General features: G+C 50.2%; 16 protein-coding genes. 8 read left to right on the forward strand and 8 right to left on the reverse strand.

Annotated elements, in window-relative coordinates; all coding sequences use genetic code 11:
• Positions 1-30 precede the first annotated feature (30 nt).
• Genes ACN0YR_RS15345 through fdhF form a run of 3 tightly spaced genes read left to right on the forward strand, consistent with a single transcriptional unit; the run spans position 31 to position 5,937 of the window.
• A complete protein-coding gene (locus ACN0YR_RS15345; RefSeq protein ID WP_417850123.1) occupies positions 31-1,389 on the forward strand; it encodes a PQQ-binding-like beta-propeller repeat protein in 1,359 nt (452 codons plus the stop codon).
• Positions 1,386-3,020, forward strand: coding sequence for an NADH-ubiquinone oxidoreductase-F iron-sulfur binding region domain-containing protein (locus tag ACN0YR_RS15350; protein ID WP_417850124.1), 1,635 nt, complete (start codon positions 1,386-1,388; stop codon positions 3,018-3,020). The genes ACN0YR_RS15345 and ACN0YR_RS15350 overlap by 4 nt, the downstream gene beginning before the upstream one ends.
• Positions 3,010-5,937: a formate dehydrogenase subunit alpha gene (gene fdhF, locus ACN0YR_RS15355; RefSeq protein WP_417850125.1), complete on the forward strand. Its 2,928-nt coding sequence runs from the start codon at positions 3,010-3,012 to the stop codon at positions 5,935-5,937. Before ACN0YR_RS15350 ends, fdhF begins: the two co-directional genes overlap by 11 nt.
• Here fdhF and ACN0YR_RS15360 read toward each other — a convergent pair.
• The 4 genes from ACN0YR_RS15360 to ACN0YR_RS15375 form a co-directional block, all read right to left on the reverse strand.
• The gene (locus ACN0YR_RS15360; protein WP_417850126.1) at positions 5,926-6,699 is read right to left on the reverse strand and encodes a CPBP family intramembrane glutamic endopeptidase; all 774 of its coding nucleotides are present in this window, start codon (positions 6,697-6,699) and stop codon (positions 5,926-5,928) included. The two genes, fdhF and ACN0YR_RS15360, sit on opposite strands and share 12 nt — an antisense overlap.
• A gap of 8 nt (positions 6,700-6,707) precedes the next feature.
• Positions 6,708-8,165: a DUF1501 domain-containing protein gene (locus ACN0YR_RS15365; RefSeq protein ID WP_417850127.1), complete on the reverse strand. Its 1,458-nt coding sequence runs from the start codon at positions 8,163-8,165 to the stop codon at positions 6,708-6,710.
• Between the two features lie 140 nt (positions 8,166-8,305).
• On the reverse strand, positions 8,306-10,615 hold the full coding sequence (locus ACN0YR_RS15370) for a PSD1 and planctomycete cytochrome C domain-containing protein (protein ID WP_417850128.1): 2,310 nt from the start codon (positions 10,613-10,615) through the stop codon (positions 8,306-8,308).
• 65 nt (positions 10,616-10,680) lie between these two features.
• Positions 10,681-11,283 carry a hypothetical protein gene (locus tag ACN0YR_RS15375; RefSeq protein WP_417850129.1) on the reverse strand — a complete coding sequence of 201 codons (603 nt, stop codon included), beginning with the start codon at positions 11,281-11,283 and terminating at the stop codon, positions 10,681-10,683.
• Between the two features lie 44 nt (positions 11,284-11,327).
• Here ACN0YR_RS15375 and ACN0YR_RS15380 point away from each other — a divergent pair, with 44 nt between their 5' ends.
• A complete protein-coding gene (locus ACN0YR_RS15380) occupies positions 11,328-11,612 on the forward strand; it encodes a hypothetical protein (protein ID WP_417850130.1) in 285 nt (94 codons plus the stop codon).
• Positions 11,613-11,857: 245 nt separating this feature from the next.
• Here ACN0YR_RS15380 and ACN0YR_RS15385 read toward each other — a convergent pair whose 3' ends face one another.
• From ACN0YR_RS15385 to ACN0YR_RS15400, 4 genes are all read right to left on the reverse strand, one after another.
• Positions 11,858-12,889, reverse strand: coding sequence for a DUF1573 domain-containing protein (locus ACN0YR_RS15385; RefSeq protein WP_417850131.1), 1,032 nt, complete (start codon positions 12,887-12,889; stop codon positions 11,858-11,860).
• Positions 12,890-13,269: 380 nt separating this feature from the next.
• Positions 13,270-14,208, reverse strand: coding sequence for a type II secretion system F family protein (locus tag ACN0YR_RS15390; RefSeq protein WP_417850132.1), 939 nt, complete (start codon positions 14,206-14,208; stop codon positions 13,270-13,272).
• Positions 14,209-14,266: 58 nt separating this feature from the next.
• Positions 14,267-15,265 carry a type II secretion system F family protein gene (locus ACN0YR_RS15395; RefSeq protein ID WP_417850133.1) on the reverse strand — a complete coding sequence of 333 codons (999 nt, stop codon included), beginning with the start codon at positions 15,263-15,265 and terminating at the stop codon, positions 14,267-14,269.
• 146 nt (positions 15,266-15,411) lie between these two features.
• The gene (locus ACN0YR_RS15400; protein WP_417850134.1) at positions 15,412-16,725 is read right to left on the reverse strand and encodes a CpaF family protein; all 1,314 of its coding nucleotides are present in this window, start codon (positions 16,723-16,725) and stop codon (positions 15,412-15,414) included.
• Between the two features lie 624 nt (positions 16,726-17,349).
• Between ACN0YR_RS15400 and ACN0YR_RS15405 the strand changes: the two genes are divergently transcribed.
• The 4 genes from ACN0YR_RS15405 to ACN0YR_RS15420 all read left to right on the forward strand — a co-directional run.
• A complete protein-coding gene (locus ACN0YR_RS15405; protein WP_417850135.1) occupies positions 17,350-18,705 on the forward strand; it encodes a DUF1501 domain-containing protein in 1,356 nt (451 codons plus the stop codon).
• A gap of 193 nt (positions 18,706-18,898) precedes the next feature.
• Entirely contained in the window at positions 18,899-21,370 is a 2,472-nt protein-coding gene (locus ACN0YR_RS15410; RefSeq protein WP_417850136.1) for a PPC domain-containing protein, read from the forward strand.
• 96 nt (positions 21,371-21,466) lie between these two features.
• Positions 21,467-23,884 (forward strand): DUF1549 domain-containing protein, encoded by a 2,418-nt coding sequence (locus tag ACN0YR_RS15415; protein WP_417850137.1) that lies wholly within the window; start codon positions 21,467-21,469, stop codon positions 23,882-23,884.
• A gap of 295 nt (positions 23,885-24,179) precedes the next feature.
• Positions 24,180-24,737: c-type cytochrome domain-containing protein (locus tag ACN0YR_RS15420; protein ID WP_417850138.1), on the forward strand; the 558-nt coding region annotated here is incomplete at its 3' end.

Consider the following 24,737-nt stretch of genomic DNA (forward strand, 5'->3'; position numbering starts at 1 on the left):
CACAATCCATGAGATGAAATGGCCCATGAGATGAAACGGCAAATCAAGATGGGAGCGATGATCGTGAGAATCAAAGTGCTTTGTCGACTCAGTTTAAGTGTCGTTCCCTTGGCAATGACTCTTTTTGCAACTGTCTCATTTGCAACAGCCGAGAACTGGCCCGGATGGCGGGGACCGACTGGCGATGGGCTGAGTGCAGAGAATGACGTCCCGACCGAATGGGACGGCGATGGGAAAAATCTTCTTTGGAAAACGGACATCCCTGGCGATGGATATTCATCGCCGATTGTCTGGGAGGACCGGATCTTTCTCACCTCCTGTATGAAGGAGACTCAGGAGAGAGTCTTGTTATGCCTGGATCGCACGAAAGGAAAGATTCTCTGGAAGACCACGGTCGTGAAGTCTCCGCTGGAAACACTTCACAAGTTCAACAGCCATTCTTCAGGAACACCCGCGACTGATGGAAAGTATGTTTATGTTACTTTCCTCAAAGTTGAGGGGAAAACTATCGATGCCCAAAACGTGGGCAAAGCCCGGCCTGTCACGCCAGGAGAAATTGTTGTGGCTGCGTACGATTTTCAGGGGCGTGCCGTTTGGAAAGCGAAGCCGGGGAAGTTCGTCAGCGTCCATGGATTCTGCAGTTGCCCTGTTCTTTACAAAGACAAAATCATCGTCAATGGTGACCATGACGGAGAGTCTTATCTTGTCGCCCTCGATAAAGAGACCGGAGCAACGATCTGGAAAGTGGATCGCGATCACAAAACTCGCAGCTACGTGACACCTCTGATCCGTGAGATCGACGGGCGCACTCAAATGGTGCTCTCTGGAAGTTCACATGTTGCCAGCTACGATCCAGAAACTGGCGAACAACACTGGAAAGTTGACGGCCCGACCGAGCAGTTTGTTTCCTCGATGGTTTACGATGGCAAGAAGTTCTATCTTTCTGCCGGTTATCCGACTTACCACGTGATGGCGATCGACCCCACTGGCAAAGGGAACGTCACCGACACACATGTTGTCTGGCACAAGACAAATGCGAAATGCTATGTCCCCTCCCCTGTTGTAGTTGGGGATTATCTGTTCGTGGCAGACGATCACGGTATTGCAAATTGCTTCAACACGAAAACGGGTGACAGGCTTTGGCGAGATCGATTGGGTCGGCATTTCAGTACATCGCTTGTCGCTGCAAATGGACTCGTTTACTTTCTTGATGATGACGGCAGAACGACCATTGTGAAGCCGGGTGATAAGCCAAACATTGTGGCTGTGAATGGAATCGGAGAAGAGTGCCGCGCGTCACCGGCAATTGCCAACGGGCTTATTTTCATTCGCGGGTTGAAGCATTTGTATTGCATTGGTGAAAACAGAGTCGCGGAGAAAAATCAGTGAAATTACTTCGCCAATTGATGGAACAACAGCACGAACAGGGATATCTCAGCGATGAAAATCTACGAGAGATCTCCAGGAATCAGAAAATCCCGCTCTATCGATTAGAAGAGCTGGTTTCGTTCTATCCAGCGTTCCGTCGAGAAGCCCCGAAACAATTCACGATCGATGTTTGTCGCGATGCCTGTTGCCAAATGGCAGAGCACTCTGCATCGAGACAGGCTCTTTTGGACACGCTCAATCAACAGAATGTCGATTTCGAGTTGCGAGAAGTCTCCTGCCTTGGTCGCTGCGATGCTGCCCCCGCAGTGGTCGTGAATGATGCTCCGATCGCACCAAGTACGTTGAACAATTTTGATGCCACGACCACTTTGGTGAACTATGGGTCTCACGGAGAAGTTGCTGACGCGATCCCCCCAACGCCAAACTGGATGTCTGATCTGTATGAATCGATCGACGAACGATACCGAGTCGTCAAAGAGTTGGTCAGTTCCGAAAACGACCTTTCGCAAACTTGTATTGAACTTCTGAAAGGAACGAACCTCACAGGTCGCGGAGGAGCAGGATTTCCGACCGGTCTGAAATGGGAACTTGTCGCGAAAGAACAAGCGGAGACGAAATACGTCATTTGCAATGCCGACGAAAGTGAACCGGGGACGTTCAAGGATCGGGAAATACTCCGCCATGCTCCTCATTTAATCATCGAAGGGATGCTGCTTGCTGGCCTGACGATCGGTGCTGAATCAGGAATTGTTTACATTCGACATGAATACGGCCCGGAAGAAGCGATCCTCAAACAAGCCATTGAGGACGCTTACAAACAAGGGCTCCTCGGCGAGAATGCGGCTGAGTCTGGCAGGCGTTTCGAAATGGAAGTCTTCACGTCACCGGGAGGGTACATCCTTGGGGAAGAGACTGCCCTGCTTGAGGCACTCGAAGACAAACGAGGCGAGCCCCGAAACAAACCTCCCTACCCCGGACAAGTTGGGTTGTGGGGGAAACCGACGCTGATTAACAACGTAGAAACATTTGCAGTGGCTCCGTCCATCATCGGGAACGGCCCGCAGTGGTGGGCAGATCAGGGCATTGGAGAATTCGAAGGTGTGAAGTTTGTCTGCATTTCCGGTGATGTCAAAAATCCGGGAGTCTTCGAAGTTCCAATGGGGACAACATTCGCCACTGTCATCGAGATGGCCGGTGGCGTTCGCGACAATAAATCGGTGAAAGCTTTCCTCCCCGGAGGTGCCAGTTCTCTCTTTTTGAAACCGGAATTTCTGGACACACCAATCGATTTCCCAGCTGTCAAAAAAGTGGGCAGCATGCTTGGGACCGGGGCGATTATGATTTTCGATGAAGATCGAAACTTGTACGACATCGCGACAAACATCACACGATTCTTCCGAAATGAATCTTGCGGGAAGTGCGTTCCCTGCCGAGTTGGTAGTGAAAAAGGGGTCGCGCTTCTGGAAAGTGTTTCCAGCGGAGAATACGCCGCATCGCAGTTGCAGGTTCTGGACGAACTACACGAGACGCTTCAGGAAACATCCATCTGCGGATTAGGACAAGTCGCGTTGGCACCTGTCATTTCGATGCTGAAACAGTTCCCGGAGGAAACCCCCAGCCATGGCAACTGATATGGACACTACGACCTCTATCGAACTGACCATTGACGGGCAGCAGGTTTCTGTTGCCCCCGGGACAACTCTTTGGGAAGCAGCCCGCGATCAGGGAATCGACATTCCGGTCTTGTGCCACTCTGAAAAGATGGACCCGGTCGGCGTTTGCCGCATGTGTGTCGTCGATGTCGGTGGTCGCACCCTTGCTCCCTCCTGCATGCGCGAATGTGAACCCGACCTTGAAGTCCAGACCGACAGCGACAAGGTCAAAAAACATCGCCGGATGCTCACATCGTTATTACTCAGCGATTACAAGCAGACACAAGCCAAAGAGAATGAATGTCTGCCGAAGGCGAATCTGCTGACGGATTTGGGGATTGAATTCGAACTGGTTGATAAAGATGGAATTGCACAGGACGAAACGCTTGACCTGTTTCGCGAACTGAATCAAAAAACGGACAAGCATTCGCGCCCACACCAGCCACGTCCACACGATGCGAGTTCCCCTGTCATCTTTGTCGATCATCAAGCTTGCATCATGTGTGATCGCTGCATTCGAGCTTGCGACGAAATTCAGTCAAATGATGTGATGAGCCGGTCGGGGAAAGGTTATACCGCACAGATCTCCTTCGACCTCAACAATCCCATGGGCGAAAGCACATGTGTCTCTTGTGGAGAGTGCGCCGCGGCCTGTCCGACAGATGCCCTCTCTCATAAGGCCAATGCAAAATCAGCTTTCGATATTGCCTTGCCGGTCACAAACATCGACAGCGTTTGTCCATATTGTGGCGTCGGTTGCTCAATCACTTATCAGAAGCAAGGCAACTCGATTGTGAAAGCAGACGGTCGAGAGAGTCCGGTGAATCATGGGCGATTATGCGTCAAGGGGCGCTACGGCTGGGATTACACCATGCACCCACAGCGACTCACCAAGCCGTTGATTCGCCGAGAAGAACACTACCCCAAAGGTCCGCTCTCGGCCGAAGTGAAATCTTCACTGTCAGGGAAGAAAAAAAAGCCGGGCGGAATCGTAACAGATGAAAATGTCTACGCTGCCTTTCGGGAGGCGACGTGGGAAGAAGCTCTCGATCTTGTCGCTTCAAAACTGACTGCGATTCAATCTGAACATGGCAACAATGCGTTGGCCGGCTTCGGGTCTGCGAAGTGTTCGAATGAAGAGGCCTATCTGTTTCAGAAGTTGATCCGTGCTGGCTTTGGAACCAACAATGTTGATCACTGCACAAGGTTGTGCCACGCATCTTCGGTCGCTGCCTTGATGGAAACAATCGGGTCTGGCGCGGTCACCAATGTCTTTGCAGATGTCGAAAATTCAGCGGTCTGCTTAATCACCGGATCAAATGCGACGGCGAATCATCCCGTCGCAGCAACCTTCATGAAAGCAGCGGTTGACCGCGGTACAAAATTGATCATTGTCGATCCACGTGATCACGACTTAACGAGATATGCGACTCATTTTGCTCAAATCAATCCGGGAAGTGACGTCGCTTTCTACAACGGTGTGATGCATTGTTTGATCCGAGATGGCCTGATCGACAACGAATACATCGACGAGTTTACCGAAGGGTTCGAAGACCTGAAACAACTCGTCTTGAATGACTGGACGCCAGAAGCTGCCTCGCTAATTTGTGGAATCGAGCCGGAGCAAATCGAAGCGATTGCCCAAACGATCGGAGAAGCAACTCCCAACGGAAAGTCTGGCAGTATGCTCATCTTTTGGGGAATGGGAATTTCTCAGCATACCCACGGGACAGATAATGCACGATGCCTGATTTCGCTGTGCCTTCTGACCGGAAACGTCGGCAAGCCAGGTTCTGGACTACATCCATTACGTGGACAGAATAACGTACAGGGTGCGAGCGACGCCGGACTGATCCCGATGGTTTTTCCTGACTATCAATCAGTCACCAATGACGAAATTCGTAGCAAGTTTGAACAATCCTGGGGTGTACAACTCGATCCAAATCCAGGGCTGACTGTCGTCGAGATTATGAGGGGGGCGCTGGCGAGATCAATCCGCGGGATGTACATCATGGGAGAGAATCCGTTTCTCTCGGACCCGAACGCGAATAAAGTCCGCAAAGGACTTTCCTCACTCGACTTCCTCGTCGTGCAGGATATTTTCCTGACTGAAACCGCAGAATTCGCGGACGTCATTTTGCCTGCAAGCAGTTTCTTCGAAAAAACAGGAACGTACACGAACACCGACCGTCGCGTTCAACTCGGCCGTAAAGTCCTCGACTCCCCCGGAGAAGCACGACTCGACTGGGAGATCATTTGCGAAATTGCCAGACGGATGGGGCTGGCGATGGACTATGAAGACGTTTCCAGTGTCTTCGATGAGTTTGCATCGCTGACAGAGAGCTATGCCAAACTCAGCCATCAGGCACTCGGCTCAACCGGAAAATTGTGGCCCTGCGAAGATGCTGAAAACAGCGACGGAGAGCAAATTTTGTTTGGAGATGGATTTCCGACACCTAATAAGCGGGCTCAGTTCGTTCCATGTAGTTTTCTACCAGCTAAGGAACTTCCTGACGCAGAATATCCATTAGTGCTCACGACCGGCCGCGTCTTAGAACATTGGCACACCGGGAGCATGACCCGTCGTAGCGATGCTCTCGATGCCATCGAACCGGTCGCCTTTGCTGCCCTGAATCCTGAAGACCTTGAAAGTTATCATCTGGAAGATGGCGAGCAGATTCGTGTTGCTTCGCGACGAGGTGAGATTGAACTTCAAGTGCGCAGCGACTACTCCGTCGAAGCAGGGACGATCTTTATTCCCTTCCACTTCCGCGAAGCCTCTGCAAACATTCTCACGATCGATGAACTTGATCCTGACGGAAAAATCCCTGAGTTCAAGTTCTGTGCGGTGAGAATTGCATCGGCTGCGAAAGCGACTGAATCCTCAGGTCAATAACTCTCCGGCGAGCAGATATCCCAGCAGAAATATTCCAGCGTCGACGAGAGCATGGCTTAGCCAAGGTGCGTAAATCGACCCGCTCCGCTCGTACATCCACGCCCAGACTGCTCCACCGACAGCGATACACAATGAAAAGAGATACGTCGCAGGTGATGCCCAACCGAAGAATATGGCCAAGACAATCACATGATGGGCCATGAAGCCCAAACTTGAGACCAGAATCGCAACCGGAATCGGGACGAACGTTTGCAATCGCTTAAACACAAACCAGCGCCAATAATATTCCTCAAGCAGTGAATGGCAGAGACAATAGAACACACTGACCACCACGTAGGCAGAAAATGAGTCGACGTTCATGTCTGCAATCTTTCCCTGAATTGCAATGACAGGACCATCAAGAAAGCCGCTCGGTTTCAGCCACAGAAAGGCTAGAGCAATCATCAATCCGGAAACTGCGAGCCCGAATCCAGCACCGAGTCGCAACCAATAAAATTCCTTACCCGCGACTTTCAGCGTCATTCGCGGGATTTTTTCACGCACAACAAGGAACACCCAAATCGCTGGAAATCCAAACTGGATCACCTTCCCGATCCCATAAACCGAAGCACTCGCTGGGTGACCTGCAAACAAGACGAAGTAAGCAAATGTCAAGATGCTCGGAAAGCAGATCGCAAAACCGAGAGCTGCGAGTTCGCCTGATCTCGATTCATTCGTTGAAGTCACGCTGTGATGTCGATCGTGATGTCGATGATTTTCCATTTCAGAGATCAAACCAATATCTCATTGACGACTTTTCCGTGAACGTCGGTTAAGCGAAAGTCTCTCCCCTGGAAAGGGTAGATGAGGCGTTCATGGTCGATGCCTAAAAGATGAAGCATCGTGGCATGCAGGTCGTGGACATTGACTGGATTCTCAACGACATTGACACTGTAATCGTCCGTGGCTCCGTAAGTCAGTCCGCCTTGAACGCCACCACCTGCGAGCCAGACAGAGAAGCATTGACCGTGGTGATCGCGACCATAGTTCGTTGGGGTCAGCTTTCCCTGAGAGTAAATTGTTCGCCCAAACTCGCCGCCCCAGACAACGAGGGTGTCTTCTAACATGCCTCGCGATTTCAAATCTGCAAGCAATGCAGCTGTCGGCTGATCCGTATCCCGACACTGTGCGCGAACACCGCGTGGCAATCCGCCGTGTTGATCCCAGCCTTGGTGAAACAGTTGAATGAAACGGACTCCGCGTTCAGCAAGTCTTCTGGCGAGCAGGCAGTTGTACGCATAGGTCCCCTGCTTATGAACATCAGGGCCGTAAAGATTCAGCGTTGCTTGAGTTTCTTGTGTCGTATCGAGCAGGTCCGGGACAGATCGCTGCATTTCGAAGGCAAGTTCGTATTGCTTGATACGAGTTTCGATTTCAGGATCGCCAGCCTGTTCGTACTTGAGTTCGTTCAGCTTCGCCAACTGGTCGAGCATTTTGCGTCGAATTTCGCGACTGACTCCTGGAGGATCGTAGATGTCGAGGACGGGTGCTCCCTGATTTCGAAACTTGACTCCCTGATACTGCGACGGCAGGAAGCCACTCCCCCAAAGCCGATCGTACAGTGGCTGCCCCTGCTTGGCACTTCCTTTAGAACTCATTGCGACAAAGGCGGGAAGGTCCGATGTTTCAGACCCGAGTCCGTAGTTCAGCCACGAGCCAATGCTGGGACGACCGGGGATTTGTGATCCGGTTTGCAGCATGGTCATCGCGGGATCGTGATTGATAGCTGGGGTGTGCATGGAATTGATGATGCACAAATCATCTGCCATTTGGCCGGTGTTCTGGAGGACTTCACTCATCCAGAGGCCGCTTTCTCCTCGCTGTTGAAACTTAAAAATACTCGGAGCCGTCGCAAACTTTGTCTGGGCCGATGTCATCGTTGTCTTACGTTCATCGGGATAGACAGACTTGGGGACATCAGTCCCGAACTTTTCTTTCAGCTGCGGCTTGTAGTCGAGCAAGTCAACCTGTGACGGGCCGCCTGATTGGAACAGGTAGATGACTCGTTTCGCTTTAGCAACCGTGTGAGGGAGGTCGGAGAGTCCCCCGATGGAATTTCGTTGCGGGTCTTTTGCAGCTGCTTGTCCGTCCGATCCTAACAGTGATGCCAGCGCTGCGATCCCAACTCCCGAGCGACCGAAGAAGAGTCGGCGATTCATCTGTAGTCGGTATTCGTCAACTGGATTCATGATTGTGTGCCACTTGTTTAAAAGTGCTGAAGAGGTCAGTTGAAAAGGATCATCGTATGGGCAAACCAGTCAGGACAATGGCTCTGTTTTACAAGTCGTTGATTTGTTGCCAGTTTTCTGAGCCTGAAATTCGGGGATTGTTATTCTTTCGTCATGGCTTCATCAAGATTCAAAATGAGTGAAGCGGTCATCGTCATGGCAGCATGCTGGACAAGTTCAAATTTTTTATCGCGAGATTTCTCCCCCACGCTCAGGAGCTGTTTGGCTTTTGCGTCTTGGGCAGCGAAGTCTTGCAGAAACGATGTGTATCCATCAAGAAGCAGATTTAACTCAACTTCGCTGGGCGTGCGAGATGTCATCAACTGGAACCCGTGACTAACGGCTGCCTGCGGATCTTCGGAGTAAGACAACATCCGTTCAGCGAGAAACCGGGAGGCCTCGACGAAGGTAATGTTGTTCATCAAAGTCAGTGCCTGCAGCGGCGTGTTTGTTTTCTCCTTTCGGACCACACAAACTTCGCGCTCAGCCGAGTTGAAGTTGAGCATCGTTGGAGGCGGAATCGTTCTTCGCCAGTAGGTGTAGAGGCTGCGACGATACAGATTGTCTCCCTGATCCTGCTTGTATTTGTTGTTTGAAATCGCAGACCAGATTTTGGGAGGCATATACGGTTTCGCAGACGGCCCGTACATTTTATTGACGAGTAAGCCACTGGCAGCGAGGGCGGAGTCTCTGAGCACGAACGGATTCATGCGATGGCGTGGACCGCGGGCCAGGAAGCGATTTTCAGGATCGAGCGCAGCCAACTCGGGAGTAGTCCTTGAGGATTGCTGATAGGTCTCGCTGAGCATGATCGTTTTGTGCAACTGTTTCAGATCCCAGCCCGATTCGACGAATGTGACCGCCAGCCAATCCAGTAGTTCCGGGTGGCTGGGCAATTCCCCTTGCAGCCCGAAGTTTTCACTCGTTTTCACAAGGCCCGTTCCGAACAGGCGTTGCCAGACGTGATTGACAGCGACCCGCGATGTCAGCGGGTGTTCAGGATGTGTGAGCCATTCAGCCAGTTCTAAACGGTTGCGCGGTGAGGCTGCATTGAAAGAATTAAGTGAAGCGGGAATGCCGGGAGTGAGTTGTTTCGATTGGTCGGGGGTGTTGTACTGCCCGCGAAGTAGCACATAGGTAGGACGAGGCTCCGCCATTTCCTGCATGACCATCAGTGTTTTCGGATCGCCGGCCTGAGGTCGCTTGAGGCCGTTCCCCTGCTCTTTTCTTGCATCGTGCAACTTGAGTGGTTCGGGAATTTGAGCAACGTCTTCTTCCGGTTTCAGATTCGGCCATGAATCTGGAATTTTGATAAATGGTGGGCTGTTGCCGTTGTTTGGACCAACTCCCCATTCCGGGACATTATTGAAGTAAGCAAAGAGCTGGTAATACTCCTTTGCAGAAATGGGATCGTACTTGTGATCATGACAACGGGCGCAACCGATGGTGAGACCAAGGATTGCTGTGCCAAGAGTGTCGACACGATCCACAACGTTTTCGGTATGCCATTCTGCGGGGATGGACCCATCTTCAGAATTGATGCGATGATTGCGACAGAACCCGGTCGCAATCTGTTGCTTGAGCGTCGCGTCTGGAAGCATGTCTCCGGCGAGTTGTTCGATGAGAAACTGGTCGTACGGCTTGTTCTCATTGAAGGCCATGATTAACCAGTCTCGCCAGACATGGTGATAGCGGTAACGGTCATTTTGATAGCCATCGGTATCGGCGTATCGAGAAGCATCCAGCCAGGGACGGGCGACGTGTTCACCGTAGCGCGGCGAGGCAAGCAGCCGATCGAGAACACGCTCGTACGCTTCGGGGGACTCATCGTTTAAGAACTGATTGACTTCTTCCAGCGTCGGGAGCACGCCGTTCAAATCAATCGTTGCTCTGCGAATGAGCGTCGTTTTCTCTGCCGGAAGCGATGGTTGAAGCTGAAGCGTTTTAAGTTTTTGCAGAACCAGATAATCGATCGCGGTTTGGGTTGGAGCAATTTCTGTTTCAGGAATATCCGGTTTGACAGGAGACTCAAAAGCCCAATGCTTCGCGAACGGAGCCCCCTGCTTGATCCATTGTTTGAGAAGAATGATCTCAGGTTGGGTAAGAGGTTTCTTCGAGTTCGCTGGAGGCATTTTCGTATCGGGATCACTCGAGGTGATACGCTTCAACAGTTCGACTTGCTGGTTCCCTTCAGATTCAAGTACATGTTGGGAATGCTCGCGAAGGTCCAGCCTCAGGTCCGCTTCGCGAGTCTGCTCATCGGGACCATGGCAGTGCCAGCATTTGTTCGCGAGAATTGGACGGATGTCGCGGGCGTAGTCGATTTCGCCCGCAACTCCGACCTGCTGAGTGAGCAATGTCATCGTCAGAAACAGAAGATGGAGTTGTGAACAGATTTTGAGCATCGACATGTTCACAGGCTTACTTTCGGCTTGTACAGATTCTGTTCGATGGCGATTCGGTTCTCCGATGAAAGTTACTCTTTGGCTGGTTCCAGCTTCTCTAATTCAATGACAACCGTTTGTCCGTTGATGTCGACTGTTTGTCGGACAATCCCAACGTTATCGGCGAACCAATATGTCGTGGAAATCCCACCCCCTGCTTGACTGGCCTCAACTATGACTTTGACGGTTTTAAATTTTCCTGCCGGAACTTCGACTTCGTCCAGGTCCACCACACAATTGACGGAAATTTTTTGCCCTGCAATACTCGTCTCCGAGTCCCATTTTTCCCCCTTCTTAATCGGAAACTTCAGCAATTGAATCGGAGGGGAAACCTTCGCACCGTTGAACCGATTCCGAAAGAGTCCACTCTTGGTCTGGCTCATGTGTTCCGTGGCTGCCAGTTTGCCGTTGACCGAGGTTTCAATTCGCGCGAGAGATTCATCGTCAATCTTTTCAATCTCGGCGACTTCGTTAACGATTGGAACTTTGTTTCCATTTCCAGAGTCAACTTGATACCGCCATTTCATCCCGACTTTGAAGGGATAGTAATCTGACGTTTTCTCCTGAGCCTCAGCGAGTCCGCAGGCTGAAGTGAAAATGACTGACAAGGTGAGGATCGCAATGGAGAATTTCATAAGACTTCCAAGCTGAGTCGCTATTTTCACGACAGAGTGCGTTGATGGGTAATTCTGTGCAATTAATTTACGGTACCCGTCGAGAATTCACAAACGGAGAGGGAAAGATCGATTCGAGACCTGTTGGCATCAACGGAAAGAGTCAGGCGCATTCCTGCGAAATCGACTTGGAGCCCGAGGAGCAGAATCGTTCATTCAGCGGGGCTGATGACAGCCAGATCAGTCGTACCAGCAAGCCGCTTCGTCGTACGTGGGAGGCAAAGATCACAGCCTTTTTTGGATCACAGCCTCGTGTGAATCATTGTCTCGTACGTGAAGATGCCCTGTGAGCCTTCAAGGTGAAGACGGGGGCATGAAGCGCCGCTGAGTGGCCTGCAGTGTCAACGTGAGATTCCTGGATCCTGCCATTGTTAGAGCAGCTTGCACTAACGTGTGCCCGTGGAGAGTTCTTTTCAGGTGGAGAATCACATCGATCCACGAATCTGAGCGCCTACCTCATTTCCAATACCACTCCAAGAACCCAAGTGTTGTGGGCAACCAAACACTTGGGTTGCGATTCCTATGGACCGCGAGCTTAGGCGCCTTCGCGAATTTTCCCACCGGCGGTGAAGCTGAGGGTTTGTTCGCGACCATCGATGGTGACAGCGAATGTTTCCGAAAAATCTCCAGGAGTGTCGGGAGCTGTCAGCCTGAAGGGGATGACATGAACAGTTTTGGATTCTTCCGTCAAAGGGCGAATTTCAAAACAGTTTGGGTGTGCGTCGCATTCAATGTCTTTAATCGCAAAGGGACGCTTCCCTTTCACGACGATGTTGAATTGTTTGATTTCACCGGCTGCGAGAATTCCAAGTGGGACGTTGCCCGGAACAATTTCAATATCAGGAGCGACACGACCTGTGACGAGAACCGGGACTTCGGGAGACTTTTGATCGTCGGTGAGAAGGAAGATTTTGTTTTGAAGAGGGCCGATTTTTGCTTTCTCGTCGAGACGGACGGTCAACTGGTATGTGACGCGACCGTTACTACGCTCGGTTTCAGTCACCTTTGCTTCGAGGTTTTGGTTGTCATTTCGGATGCCTTCAATCGTCCAGTCATTTCGACCTGCGTAGGCAATGTTGATCACTTTCTCGGCTGCTTGTCCGAATTCCACACTTCCAAAATCCAGATTTCCCGGAGTGAGGACAACATCAGAGCGGATGTACGCGGTGATTGGAACGCGAACCGTTTTCGTCGCCACCCCATCGGCTCCGTGGAAGCGTAGTGTCACATCGACATTGGAGTCTTTGCGGTGCATGAACTTCTTCGTGTCCATGACGACTTCAATACGTGCTTTTTCGTAAGTTTTCAGAAGTGTTTTGTCTGGCTTTGCAGCGGTGCAACCACAGGTTGTTCCGACATTGACCAACTCAACGTCTTCCTCATAAAGATTTTCGATGACGACGAAGTGCCGTGTATCAGCCCCTCTCGCAACGGTTCCAAAATCGACTTTCAAGTCGGAGAACATCTTCTCCGCCCAGTTGAGATTGTTATTTTGGGCGTAAGTGGTCCCACTTTGAAGACAAACTGTCATCAATGCCAACGCAATAATTGAGATACGACGATTCATAGTTGACACCTCTCCACACCCCAGTCTTCCCACATAAAAATATGACCTTGGCTGCAAGGACATTCAGGGAAAACAACCCTGAGTTGTCCAAACGCTGATTTTAGGAGCCCATATTCAATTCAGTCCACCCTTGCCTGGAGTTTTCCTTTTCAGATCAAAAAAAACATCATAGCTGACAAAGATGAAGACATCAAAACAACGAAATTTCGTTGATCATATTCGTGACATCCTAACATGCCCACAGAAATCTCCAGATGCAAACCGGAAACAATTACCAAATAAAAAAACAGCTTAACAGACCGGAGATTCTCCGATCTGTCAAGCTGGGTAAAGTACGTATCTGCCTGCAGCAGTCGCTGCACTGGACGCATTATAACTTCTTACGTAGTGAGAAGTTGCCTGATCATCATAATGGCAGCAGGCCCAACCAAGACGACGAAAATCCCCGGGAAAATGAAGAGAACGAGGGGGAAGATCATTTTCACCGCAGTCGCAGCTGCTTTTTCTTCAGCGAGTTGGCTTCGCTTGACTCGCATTGTGTCTGATTGGACGCGAAGAGCTTGTGCGATCGAAGATCCAAACTTATCTGCCTGAATCAGAATCGCAGCGAGAGCTTTCACATCATCATCTCCGGTTCTGACTCCAAAGTCGTGTAAGACTTCACGTCGATTTCGTCCGAGTTGCAACTGTTTGTTACAGTGATTGAGTTCCTGGCAAATTTCAGGGGCAGAGTCTGCAAGTTCCTCCGTCACACGTCTCATGGCCGCATCGAGGCCGAGTCCCGCTTCAACGCAAACCACGAGCAAGTCGAGTGCATCGGGAAGGGAGAGAAAAATTTTCCCTTTACGGCTGTAGGCCAGCAATGTGAGTACGACACCAGGCAAGAACATCCCGGCCCCAACTGCACCGACAATGGTCAAAAGAGCGTCTGTCGACGGCCCCATAAGAGCAAGGCTGATTCCTCCTGAAAGAAAGAACATCGTTCCCGCCGAGGCAGCTTTAATCGCCAAGAAGATGGTATTTGCATTCGGAGAGGAAAACCCAGCGTTTGCCAGTTTGACCTTAAGTTTGCTTTCTTCAAGGTCCGAGGTCGGCTGAAGTGCTTTCGATAGTGCTGGGGCTGCCTTTTTGAATGCGCTGCTCACGCCACTTTCTTTGAGCGTGTCATTCGATTGGCTTTTTTTCTTCCCCTCGCGGAGTTCATCCAGGCGTTCTGCAACGCGAGAATCTTTTCCCGTGGAGAGTGCGGCAATCACAGCACCGACGCCAACCACGACAGCGACGAAGACGACGATAGGGACGAGCATTTCCATACCCATGGGATGTTCTCTTTCAATCTACTTATTGAGTACGTATTTTTTTGATGACGTGATTTGATCAAACTTTGATCGCAATGATTTTCTTAATCGTGTAGGCACCTAGAATTTGGAGGACAACAGCACCAGCGACCATCTTGCGTCCAAGCTCATCGGTGAACAACAACATCACATATTCGGGGTTCAATTTCCAAACCGCGACAAACAGAGCCAGCGGCAATGCCATCAGCACGATTCCGGAGATTCGACCTTCCCCCGTCAACGCCTGGACTTGACCCATAATGCGGAACCGGTCCCGGATGATTTTTCCGATTTTGTCCAAGATTTCTGCGAGATCACCACCGGACTGCCGTTGAATGGCAACTGCCATCGCGAAAAACTTGTAGTCCATGTTGGGAACACGGATATATACGTGTTTCAGTGCATCCTCAATCGGGATGCCTAGATTCTGTTCTTCAAATGCGATGTTGAATTCTTTGGAGATGGGATCGGAGAGTTCATCAACAACTACTTTCAAAGCTGAGTTGAGACTGTGTCCAGAACGTAGAGCACGAGCGACGAGTTCCATCGCATCGGGAAGTTGTTTTCCAAATCGTTTGAAGCGTCGACTTCGCTTAAACATCAGCCATCCGAACGGCAGGATGGCACAGATCACAAACACCAATGGGTATAAGGGAAGTGCGGCACGCATGGCGACGGCAAACGCAGTTCCAACAGCCCCACACAGAATCATGATCATGAAGAAGACTTCGGGTTTGATGGCGGTGTCTGCCTGAACAAAAAGCAGCCGAATATTCGTGAACCGCTCCATGATCTTTTCAGAAAAGCCAGCCAGCCCCTTTACACTCTCTTTGACGAGTACATCACGAGTGACCTGGTTCTCTTTTGTTTTGGCTTTCTTCTTGCCAGAAAGCACATCCAGGCGGTCTTCAATCTCTTTACTCGAAGCGTCCTGCATCATAAAGATTGCAGCGACGGCTCCGCCAAAGACTGCAATGAAGGCCACGATTGAGGCCATCATTGGGTCAATTTCAAAAGGCAAAAATGCGAGTGTCCACATTGGGGGAATCCCCTCTTTTTTGATGCGAGTAGTTTTGTTTTCGAAACGCTAGGAAGCCCTGCCAAGACTGTTGAGACCGGAGGAGAACTCCATGTTTGCGATCTCTTGTGCCAGTGATGCCAGGAGGGAGTTCATTTGACGCCCGGTTATCCCAGACTTCTTGCGGAAAATAGGTTTGCTGGAAGACGGACTCCCGCTGATTCCAGCCGAGACATGAATGCCGGTCGCACTCCTGTTGATTCAAAGTGGCCAAACGCCCTGCCATCCTCGTCAATTCCATCCTGCACAAACCGGAAAATGTCCTGCATGATGATTGTGTCCTGCTCCATGTTCAGGACTTCAGTAACGTACGTCAGTTTTCGCGGGCCACCCTGTAAACGACTGGCTTGAATGATCAGATCGACAGCTGAGGAGAGCTGATGTCGAATTGCTTTTAACGGAAGATCAACTCCACCCATCGTCACCATGGTCTCAATACGAGAGACAGCATCTCGAGGATTGTTTGCGTGAACGGTGGTCATCGAACCTTCGTGACCGGTGTTCATCGCCTGCAACATGTCGAGTGTTTCAGGTCCACGACATTCCCCGATGATGATTCGGTCGGGACGCATACGCAGGGCGTTCTTCACGAGGTCGGTCGCGGAGACACTCCCCTTGCCTTCGATGTTGGAGGGGCGTGTTTCGAGGCGAAGGACGTGATCTTGCTGAAGCTGCAATTCCGCAGCATCCTCAATTGTGATGACACGCTGGTCTGACTGAATGAAGCTTGAGAGTGTGTTCAACAGCGTTGTTTTACCGGAACCAGTACCACCGGAGATAATAATGTTGAGCCGAGCTTTGATCGCTCCTTCCATCAACATCACCATTTCTGGTGTGAAGGCTCCAAAGTTGAGGAGGTCTTCGAGTGCCAGTGGCTTGGAACCAAATTTTCGAATTGTGAGGGATGCCCCATCTAAAGCCAGTGGTGGGATGATCGCATTCAATCGAGAACCATCGGGAAGGCGAGCATCACACATCGGTGACGTTTCATCGATGCGGCGTCCAACGCGAGAAACGATTCGGTCCAGGATTTGGAGCAAGTGGTCATTATCTCGAAACGTCACCGGTGAACGTTGAATACGTCCGTTTTTCTCAACGAACACGTGTTTCGGCCCGTTAATCATGATATCCGCGACGCCTTCCTCTTTCATGAGGATTTCGAGAGGCCCGAAACCGAATGTTTCGTCGAGAACTTCTTCGATCAGCCTTTCGCGCTCGGAACGATTCAAGAGAGGGTTTTCTGTGTCGCAAAGATGTTCGACCACCAGACGGATTTCCCGACGCAGAGTATCACCCTGCAATTCACCCAGTTTGTTCAGGTCCAGCTTGTCAACAAGCTTACCGTGAATCAGGCGTTTGAGATTCTCGAAGTCATCATGAGAAGTCTCTTTCTTGAGTCGGGAAAGTGGCGGGGAAGCCATGGATCATTCTCCTAGAGTATATTTCATCAGCTGGGTAAATACCGATTCAAAACCGTTTTGCGATCCTGGATGCCTCACTGATAAAGAGGCCAGAATCCGGTTGGCGGATCAGCTCTGACAGCCTGATCGAGACGGCAAAATCGGTAGTCCGGAAAACACTAGCTCAGGAAATTGAGGGGAAGAGAGGATTCAGGCAGCGTGTTGATAAAAAGAGACACCTGCCGTCTCAGATTCGGCATAAACCGGGCAGATTGCAGAACACACAACTTTTGGGTAAAATATTTCACGTGTGTCAGTCAGGCAATCAATTCGAAAGTTGAGAAAATTGAAAGCTTTTTTTGATTGACTCTTGGTTTCTGCTAGTCTAGTGTGGTTAATACATACAAGGAGTTTGATGGAACATTATAAAGATGATGACGTTCTAAAAAACTCCTCGCTAGGTTTTCCTAAGAAGCCTACAACCCAGCCAGCCCACCCACCAATGACCGGGACGTGTACTCCCCCCCGCCAACTAAGCTGTCCTACCTTCAGTTGTTTTGCCAACAACTCAACATCTTAGATTTGCGGCCCATAGTGGATGGCTGACCAGACCCCGTAATCCTCAAGGAAAAGGAGCCTCGGACGATGGCCAAGCTTTCACAAACTGCGTCTGCAACTCAGAATTCACACGGTTGCGCCCCAAAACACTTCAAACAATTTTCTCGACGTGGGTTTCTCCAGGTCGGAGTGCTCGCTGGGACGTCGTTAACGCTACCTGACCTGCTGCGAAGCGAAGCTCAGGGAGCACTAAAGAACTACGATAACTTTGAAGGAACCGCGAAGTCGATCATCCACATTTTCCTCCCAGGTGGCCTTGCTCACCAGGAATCATTCGATCCGAAGCCTTACGCTCCGATTGAGTATCGTGGGGAAATGGGACAAATCAAAACCAAACTGGACGGAGTCCTGTTCAGTGAAACACTTCCCAAGACAGCACAAATTGCTGACAAAATGACTGTCATTCGGTCGATGTCCCATGGTGAAGCCGCACACGAGCGCGGAACTCACAACATGTTCACTGGATATCGCCCCAGCCCTGCTCTGAGCTACCCGTCAGTTGGCTCGGTCATTAGCCAGCAGCTCGGAAGCCGTAACAATCTGCCTCCTTACGTTTGTATTCCTAACCAACCAAACGAATTTGCCGGAAGTGGATATCTCAGTTCAGCTTTCGCGCCGTTCTCCCTCGGAAGTGATCCTGCGAGTAACGGTTTCAAAGTTCGCGACCTCAATCTTCCAAGTGGTGTGGACGACAGTCGGTTTGCAAACCGCCGATCCGCTCTCGAGTCGGTCAATGCATACTTCCAAAGTCGTGAACAGTCTGACCAGATCACGGCGATGGACTCATTTTACGAGTCTGCTTACAGCTTGATCTCATCTCCTGAAGCCCGCGAAGCTTTTGATCTTGAAAAAGAAGATGCGAAACTTCGTGATGCTTATGGTCGTAACCAGGCCGGTGCAAGAATGCTCCTCGCTCGACGACTTGTCGAATCAGGCGTTCGCTTAGTCAACCTGACTTACGGCGGATGGGACATGCATGACAACATCGTTCCCGGAGTGAAGCGAACGATGCCTGCCTTGGATCAGGCTTACGCTCAATTGCTAACTGACCTCGACGATCGAGGAATGCTCGACGAAACACTCGTTGTGCTTTCGACTGAGTTTGGTCGTACTCCTAAGATCAACAAAACAGCCGGACGCGACCACTTCCCGAAAGTGTTCAGTGTCGCACTCGCTGGTGGCGGAATCAAACGAGGAAGCGTATACGGATCATCGAACGCAACAGCGGATGAACCAGAAAACGATGCTGTCGGCGTGGAAGACTTCTTCACAACTGTTTACCACACGCTCGGTATCGTCGCAGACAAAGAATTGATGGCCCCAGGCGATCGTCCGATTGAAATCGTTGACGGTGGTAAAGTCATCAAAGATCTGCTTGCTTAAAGAATGAATTTTCAACAGGCGGGCTTCACATCAGGTGTGGAGTTCGCCTGTATTTATACATAGACGGTGAGTTTTCTGATCGGGTTGCACACTCTGGTTGAAACGAGAGTCGACCGACCGTAACCGTCACGCACATGTTGGCGTCTACTCAACCTTCTGCTTACAATTTTCTGAAACGCAATGGGGGGACCAAATGCGAATTCAGTTTGGACTCAAATCAGTCCTGGTTTTTAGCTTTGTCTTCGTCGCTCAAGCAGCCTTCGCTGCAGCACCACGATTCACCAACCTCTCTCCGCGAGGAGCGCAGCGCGGGACAGAAATCGCCGTCACACTTCAGGGGTCTAATTTAGATGACGCCGAAGAGCTCTTGATTTATGACGAAGGTCTGGAAGTCGTCAAGTTCGAACTTCCAGCTGATGAGAAGCAAAAAGGAAAGCAGGTCACTGCGACGCTTAAGTTGAAAGAAGGCTGCAATCTTGGCACCTACCGAATGCGGATTCGTACCAAGACCGGACTTTCTGACTTACAGAACTTTTATGTCACGCCTTATCCAATTGTGGATGAAAAAGAACCAAACACCGAGTTTTCAGCTCCACAGGTGATTGAAAAGAACGTTGCCGTCTACGGGCGGATTGATCGAGAAGACGCTGACTATTACGCTATTGAAGCCAAAAAAGGCGAGCGAATTTCGGTCGAGGTCTTCGGAATGCGATTGGGCTTCTCATCGGGAACCAGCTTTTTCGACCCGTATTTAGCGATCATCAATGAAGAAAGATTCGAACTCGCCGTCAACGATGATTCTGCGTTGACCTGGAACGATAGTGTCGCCTCAATCATCGCCCCCAAAGATGGACGCTACACGATTCTCGTTCGAGACTCTGCATACAACGGTGATGGACGTGCTTACTACTTTGCAAACATCGGAAACTTTCCTCGTCCTCACGCAGTGATTCCGTCTGGTGGAAAGCCGGGCGAGAAACTCACTGTCACTTTTGTTGGAGATGTTGCAGGCCCCATTACTCGCGAAGTGACCTTGCCTGCTGATGGAAATCTGGAACGCTTTGGTCTCGAAGTTCAGGACGAGTATGGAATCGCCCCAACAGCGCAGCCATTCCGACTCAGTCCACTCGATAACTTCGTTGAGCAAGAGCCAAATAACGATCGAACCACAGCGACCGCAGCAGCAGCTCCGGGAGCCTACAATGGTGTTATTTCAGAGCCGGGTGATGTTGATTTCTTTAAGTTTTCAGCAAAGAAAGACCAGCAGTTTGACGTCGAGGTTTATGCTCGCCGGTCACGTTCCGCTCTTGATCCAGTCATGTTTATTTACCGTATGGATAACGGGGCGCGTGTCACATCGAACGACGATAGTCGCGGCCCAGATAGTTATGCCCGATTCAAAGCCCCGGCTGATGGCGAATACGTTGTTTCAGTCTATGACCACTTGAAAAATGGTGGCGAGGCTTTCAGCTACCGAATTGAACTGACACCTGTCGAGCCAACCATCACTGCTGACCCGGTGGAATTCGCACGCTACGTTCAGCACCAGATCGTCATTCCACAAGGAGCTGGCTCTGGAATCGTCGCAACAGTTCGCCGCGATAACATCGGAGGACCAGTCGACTTCCGAAGTGATTCTCTGCCTGAAGGTGTTCGAATTGAATGCCCTGAAGGCTGGAGAAGTGGAGGCTCAATGCCAGTTGTGTTCTATGCAGATGAGAACGCACCACTCGCTGGGAAATACTCAGGCATTGAAGTCTTTTTGAGCGATCCAAACCAAAAAGACAAAAACGTAGCCGGACCGCTTCAACAAAAAGTTCTGATGATTCGAGGTCAGAATAACAATCGCGTCTGGGAAGAAGACGTAGTACGTATGCCAGTCATTGTGACGGAGAAAGCTCCTTTCAAAGTCTGGATTGAAGCTCCTAAAGCACCACTTGTTCGTGGCGGTTCAATGAACCTTAAAGTGAAATGTGAAAAGCAGGAAGGCTGGGACGAAGACATCTCATTGTTAATGCTTCAGAACCCTTCTGGTGTGAATTCCAGCCGATCGGTGAAAATACCGAAAGGAAAAACGGAAGCAGTCATGCCTGTGAACGCTGCCGGTAACGCCGCAGTTCAAGAGTCGATGATCTCTCTTCGCTGTATCGCAAAAGTCGGAAATGGCAACATTGAGCTTTGCACCCCCTTTGCTCCGCTGAAAGTCGAAGAGCAGTACATGACGTTTGAATTCGCTCAGGGCGCAGTCGAACAAGGCAAAGAAATTGTGTACCCGATCAAAATCACAAAGCGTAAAGACTTCGAAGGGGAAGCTCAGGTTCGCCTGCTTGGTCTGCCTGCGAATGCCACTGCAGAAAACTTAACATTGAAATCTGATGTGGAAGAACTGAACTTTGTCATTAAAGCGGCAGCGAACACTCCCCCAGGAATGAGCAAGAATGTGTTCTGCCAGGTCATCGTTCCCGAGAGTGGTGAAACAGTTCTCCACAACCTGGGCACAGGACGCCTTCGAGTCGACACTCCTCCACCACCAAAGAAAGATGCTCCAGCGACTCCGAAGCCTGCTGTTGTCGCAAAGAAAGAACCACCGAAAAAACCACTCACCCGCTTGGAAATGCTTCGATTACAGAAGAAAGAACAGGCTGCTGCGGGTGGAGAAGAGTAATAACGATTAAGTCAATTCCGGAAGCGTCGCAAGGGATGACCTTCCGTGTATGGGACCAATTTTGAATCCAACTGAACGATAATAAAGGAGTTCCTCATGAGCAGGAACATGTTGCTCATTACTGTCTTCAGTATGCTCGCTTCGCAAGCAGGAGCTGCTGAATTGGTCGAACTCAAGGTGTTTCCAGCGGAAATCAGCCTGACCACCAAACGTGATTTTCAATCATTGGTTGTTGAGGGGGTTTACTCCGATGGGCTGACTCGGGATTTGACCGAGAAGTCCGAATGGAAAATCGCCGACGAAAAATTCATTTCGCGAGACGGCACAAAGATTTTCCCCAAAGCGGATGGCGAAACTCAGATTTCAGTGACAGCTGAAGGCAAGACAGTTCAAATTCCGACCAAGGTGACAAAATCAGCCGAGGATCGTCCTGTCAGTTTCAAACTTGACGTAATGCCAGTCATCACCAAAGCTGGCTGTAACACCGGAAGTTGCCACGGTGCTGCTCGCGGAAAAGACGGATTCAATTTATCTCTGTTCGGGTATGATCCCGATGGAGATCACTTCCGAATTACCCGCGAACAACCTGGTCGCCGTATTGACCTCGCAGTTCCGGAAGCAAGTTTGTTTATTGAAAAGTCCATCGGAACTGTCCCTCACACAGGTGGAAAACGTTTCGATGCCGATTCAAAACTCTGCGAAGTATTAGTGGAGTGGATCGCTAATGGTACCCCAGTTGACCCTGCTGATCAGGCTCACTGTACTTCGATCGTCATGTACCCGAAGCAAGCGGTTCTGGACGGAACCGGTGAACAGCAACGGATGGTCGTGATCGCTACTTACTCCGATGGAACGACGCGTGACGTCACGTCACTCGCAGCATTCACAACAAGCAACGAAACTGCTGTGACTGTTAGCCCGGATGGAGTTGTCACTGCTGGAGAGCGTGGCGAGTCTTTCATTATGGCTCGTTTTGACATTCACACAATTGGCGGTCAGGTTCTTTCGCTGCCAAAAGGCTTGCAATACGAAGAACGTCCGTCTGAACCAGTCAATTACATTGATGAACTTGTCGGAGCGAAACTGAAGAAGCTACGACTCCATCCATCGGAACTCTGCACTGATGAGGAATTCCTGCGCCGAGTCTCAATCGATTTGATTGGCCTTACACCTACGTTTGAAGAGTACCAGGCGTTTTTGCAGGATTCTGATGCCGACAAACGAACCAAGAAGATTGATGAACTCCTTGCACGAAAAGAGTTCACTGAAGTCTGGGTTTCGAAATGGGCGGAATGGCTCATGATGCGGTCCAGCAACCAAGTCTCTCAGAAGTCGGTCTTTCTGTATTACCAATGGCTTGTTGACCAAATCGCCAACAACGTTCCTATCGACAAAATGGTCCGAGACATTCTCTCATCAAGTGGGGGGACTTTCAAAACTCCGCAGACCAACTTTTACGAGATCGAAAGAGACCAGCTGAAAGTTGCTGAAAACGTCGCTCAGATTTTCATGGGAATGAGAATTCAATGTGCCCAGTGTCACAACCATCCATTCGACCGCTGGACACAAAATGACTACTACGATTTCGCCGGATTCTTTGCACAAGTAGGAAGAAAACGGGGCGAAGATTACCGTGAACAAATCATCTACAATCGCGGAAGTGGTGAAGTCAAGCACCCAGTGACTCAGGCGAATTCCGTTCCGAAGTTCCTGGGAGGAATTGCACCGGATGTCAAAGGGAAAGATCGACGTGAAGTTGTCGCAAACTGGCTCGCATCTCCAGAGAATCCCTTCTTTGCGAAGAACTTTGCGAATCGCATCTGGCATCACTTCTACGGCATTGGAATTGTCGAAGAAATCGATGATGTCCGGATCTCAAATCCTCCAAGCAACCCGGAACTTCTTGATGCCCTGGCGACGAAGTTTACTGAGTACAACTATGATATGCGGAAACTGATTCGTGATATCTGTATGTCAAAGACGTACCAACGCTCAACTCGTCGAAACGAAAGTAACGCGACTGACGAGAAGAACTTCGCACATCAAACGATTCGTCGTATTAAAGCCGAATCAATGCTCGACATCGTCAGCCATGTAACAGGCACCAAAGACGACTTTGCAAAACTCCCCGTCGGTGCCCGTGCGGTCCAAATTGCGGATGGAGCAACGTCGACATACTTCCTGACAACATTCGGAAGAGCAACCCGCGAAACAGCATGCTCTTGTGAAGTCAAAATGGAACCAACACTCTCCCAAGCATTGCATCTAATGAACGGAGATACGGTCAACACGAAAATGAAGCAAGGTGGCCTTGTCAAAAAGCTCATGACAGATGGCCTGACACCACCTCAGATTGTCGAACGATTTTATATCATCACGTTAAGTCGAAAACCGACTCCGCAAGAATTGGAAGCGCTCGCTCCACTTTATGCAGAAGGAACAAATGTTGAACAAGGCCTGGAAGATGCCTTCTGGGCACTCCTGAACTCACGTGAGTTCCTGTTCAATCACTAAAGCCCTATCCGAAAACCCGTGTGATGAAGTTTTCTCATTGTTTGAGAGTTCAAGCACAAATTTTCGGACCGGTTCGAGAGCAAATTCAACAGCGGATTTCGTTTCTGCCAGCCTCGTGAAGAGCAGTCTCTGAATAACGAGACTGCTCCTCGCAGGCGCGACAAGCATTGAAAATGCTCTAAGCAACATGGATAATCCTGTGGAGATAGTTGTTCTTCTCTGAAGGACGATTATCGATTCCAGTTTTATTAGAGCTCATCAGCATTCCCACCATAACAACGAAGAGATCGTCGCCATGCAACGTCTCCCCCACCTGATTCTAACTTTCGCGATTCTTTCAACCTCACTTGCAGTTGCTGAAGAAAAAAAAGCTGCTGATGGAGACAAGAAAGAAGTTGAGAAAATCACCTACAACGATCATGTGCTCCCAATTTTCCGGGCACGTTGTGGATCATGCCACAACTCCAATGATCGCAGTGGCGGATTGGTTCTCGATCAATACGCCGCGATGATGGAAGGTGGTTCCTCTGGTGAAGTCATCGACCCTGGTGACGGAGAGTTCAGCTATTTGTGGTTACTGATTAACCATGAAGATACTCCCAAGATGCCTCCGAATGCGGACAAGCTACCTGAGAAAGAGTTAGCAACCATTAAGAAGTGGATTGATTTGGGTGCTCTCGAAAATGCTGGAAGTACTGCGAAGATCAAAAAGAAGCCAAAGCTCGACAAGATTGAAGTCTCAACGACTCGTCCGGCTGATGTCGCGATGCCACAGAAATATCTTGGTGAGCCACCACATGTCTTAACTAAGAAGAATGCTGTCACCGCACTGACTACCAGCCCATGGGCTCCA

This window comes from Thalassoglobus sp. (assembly GCF_048270125.1).
Lineage (GTDB): Bacteria > Planctomycetota > Planctomycetia > Planctomycetales > Planctomycetaceae > Thalassoglobus.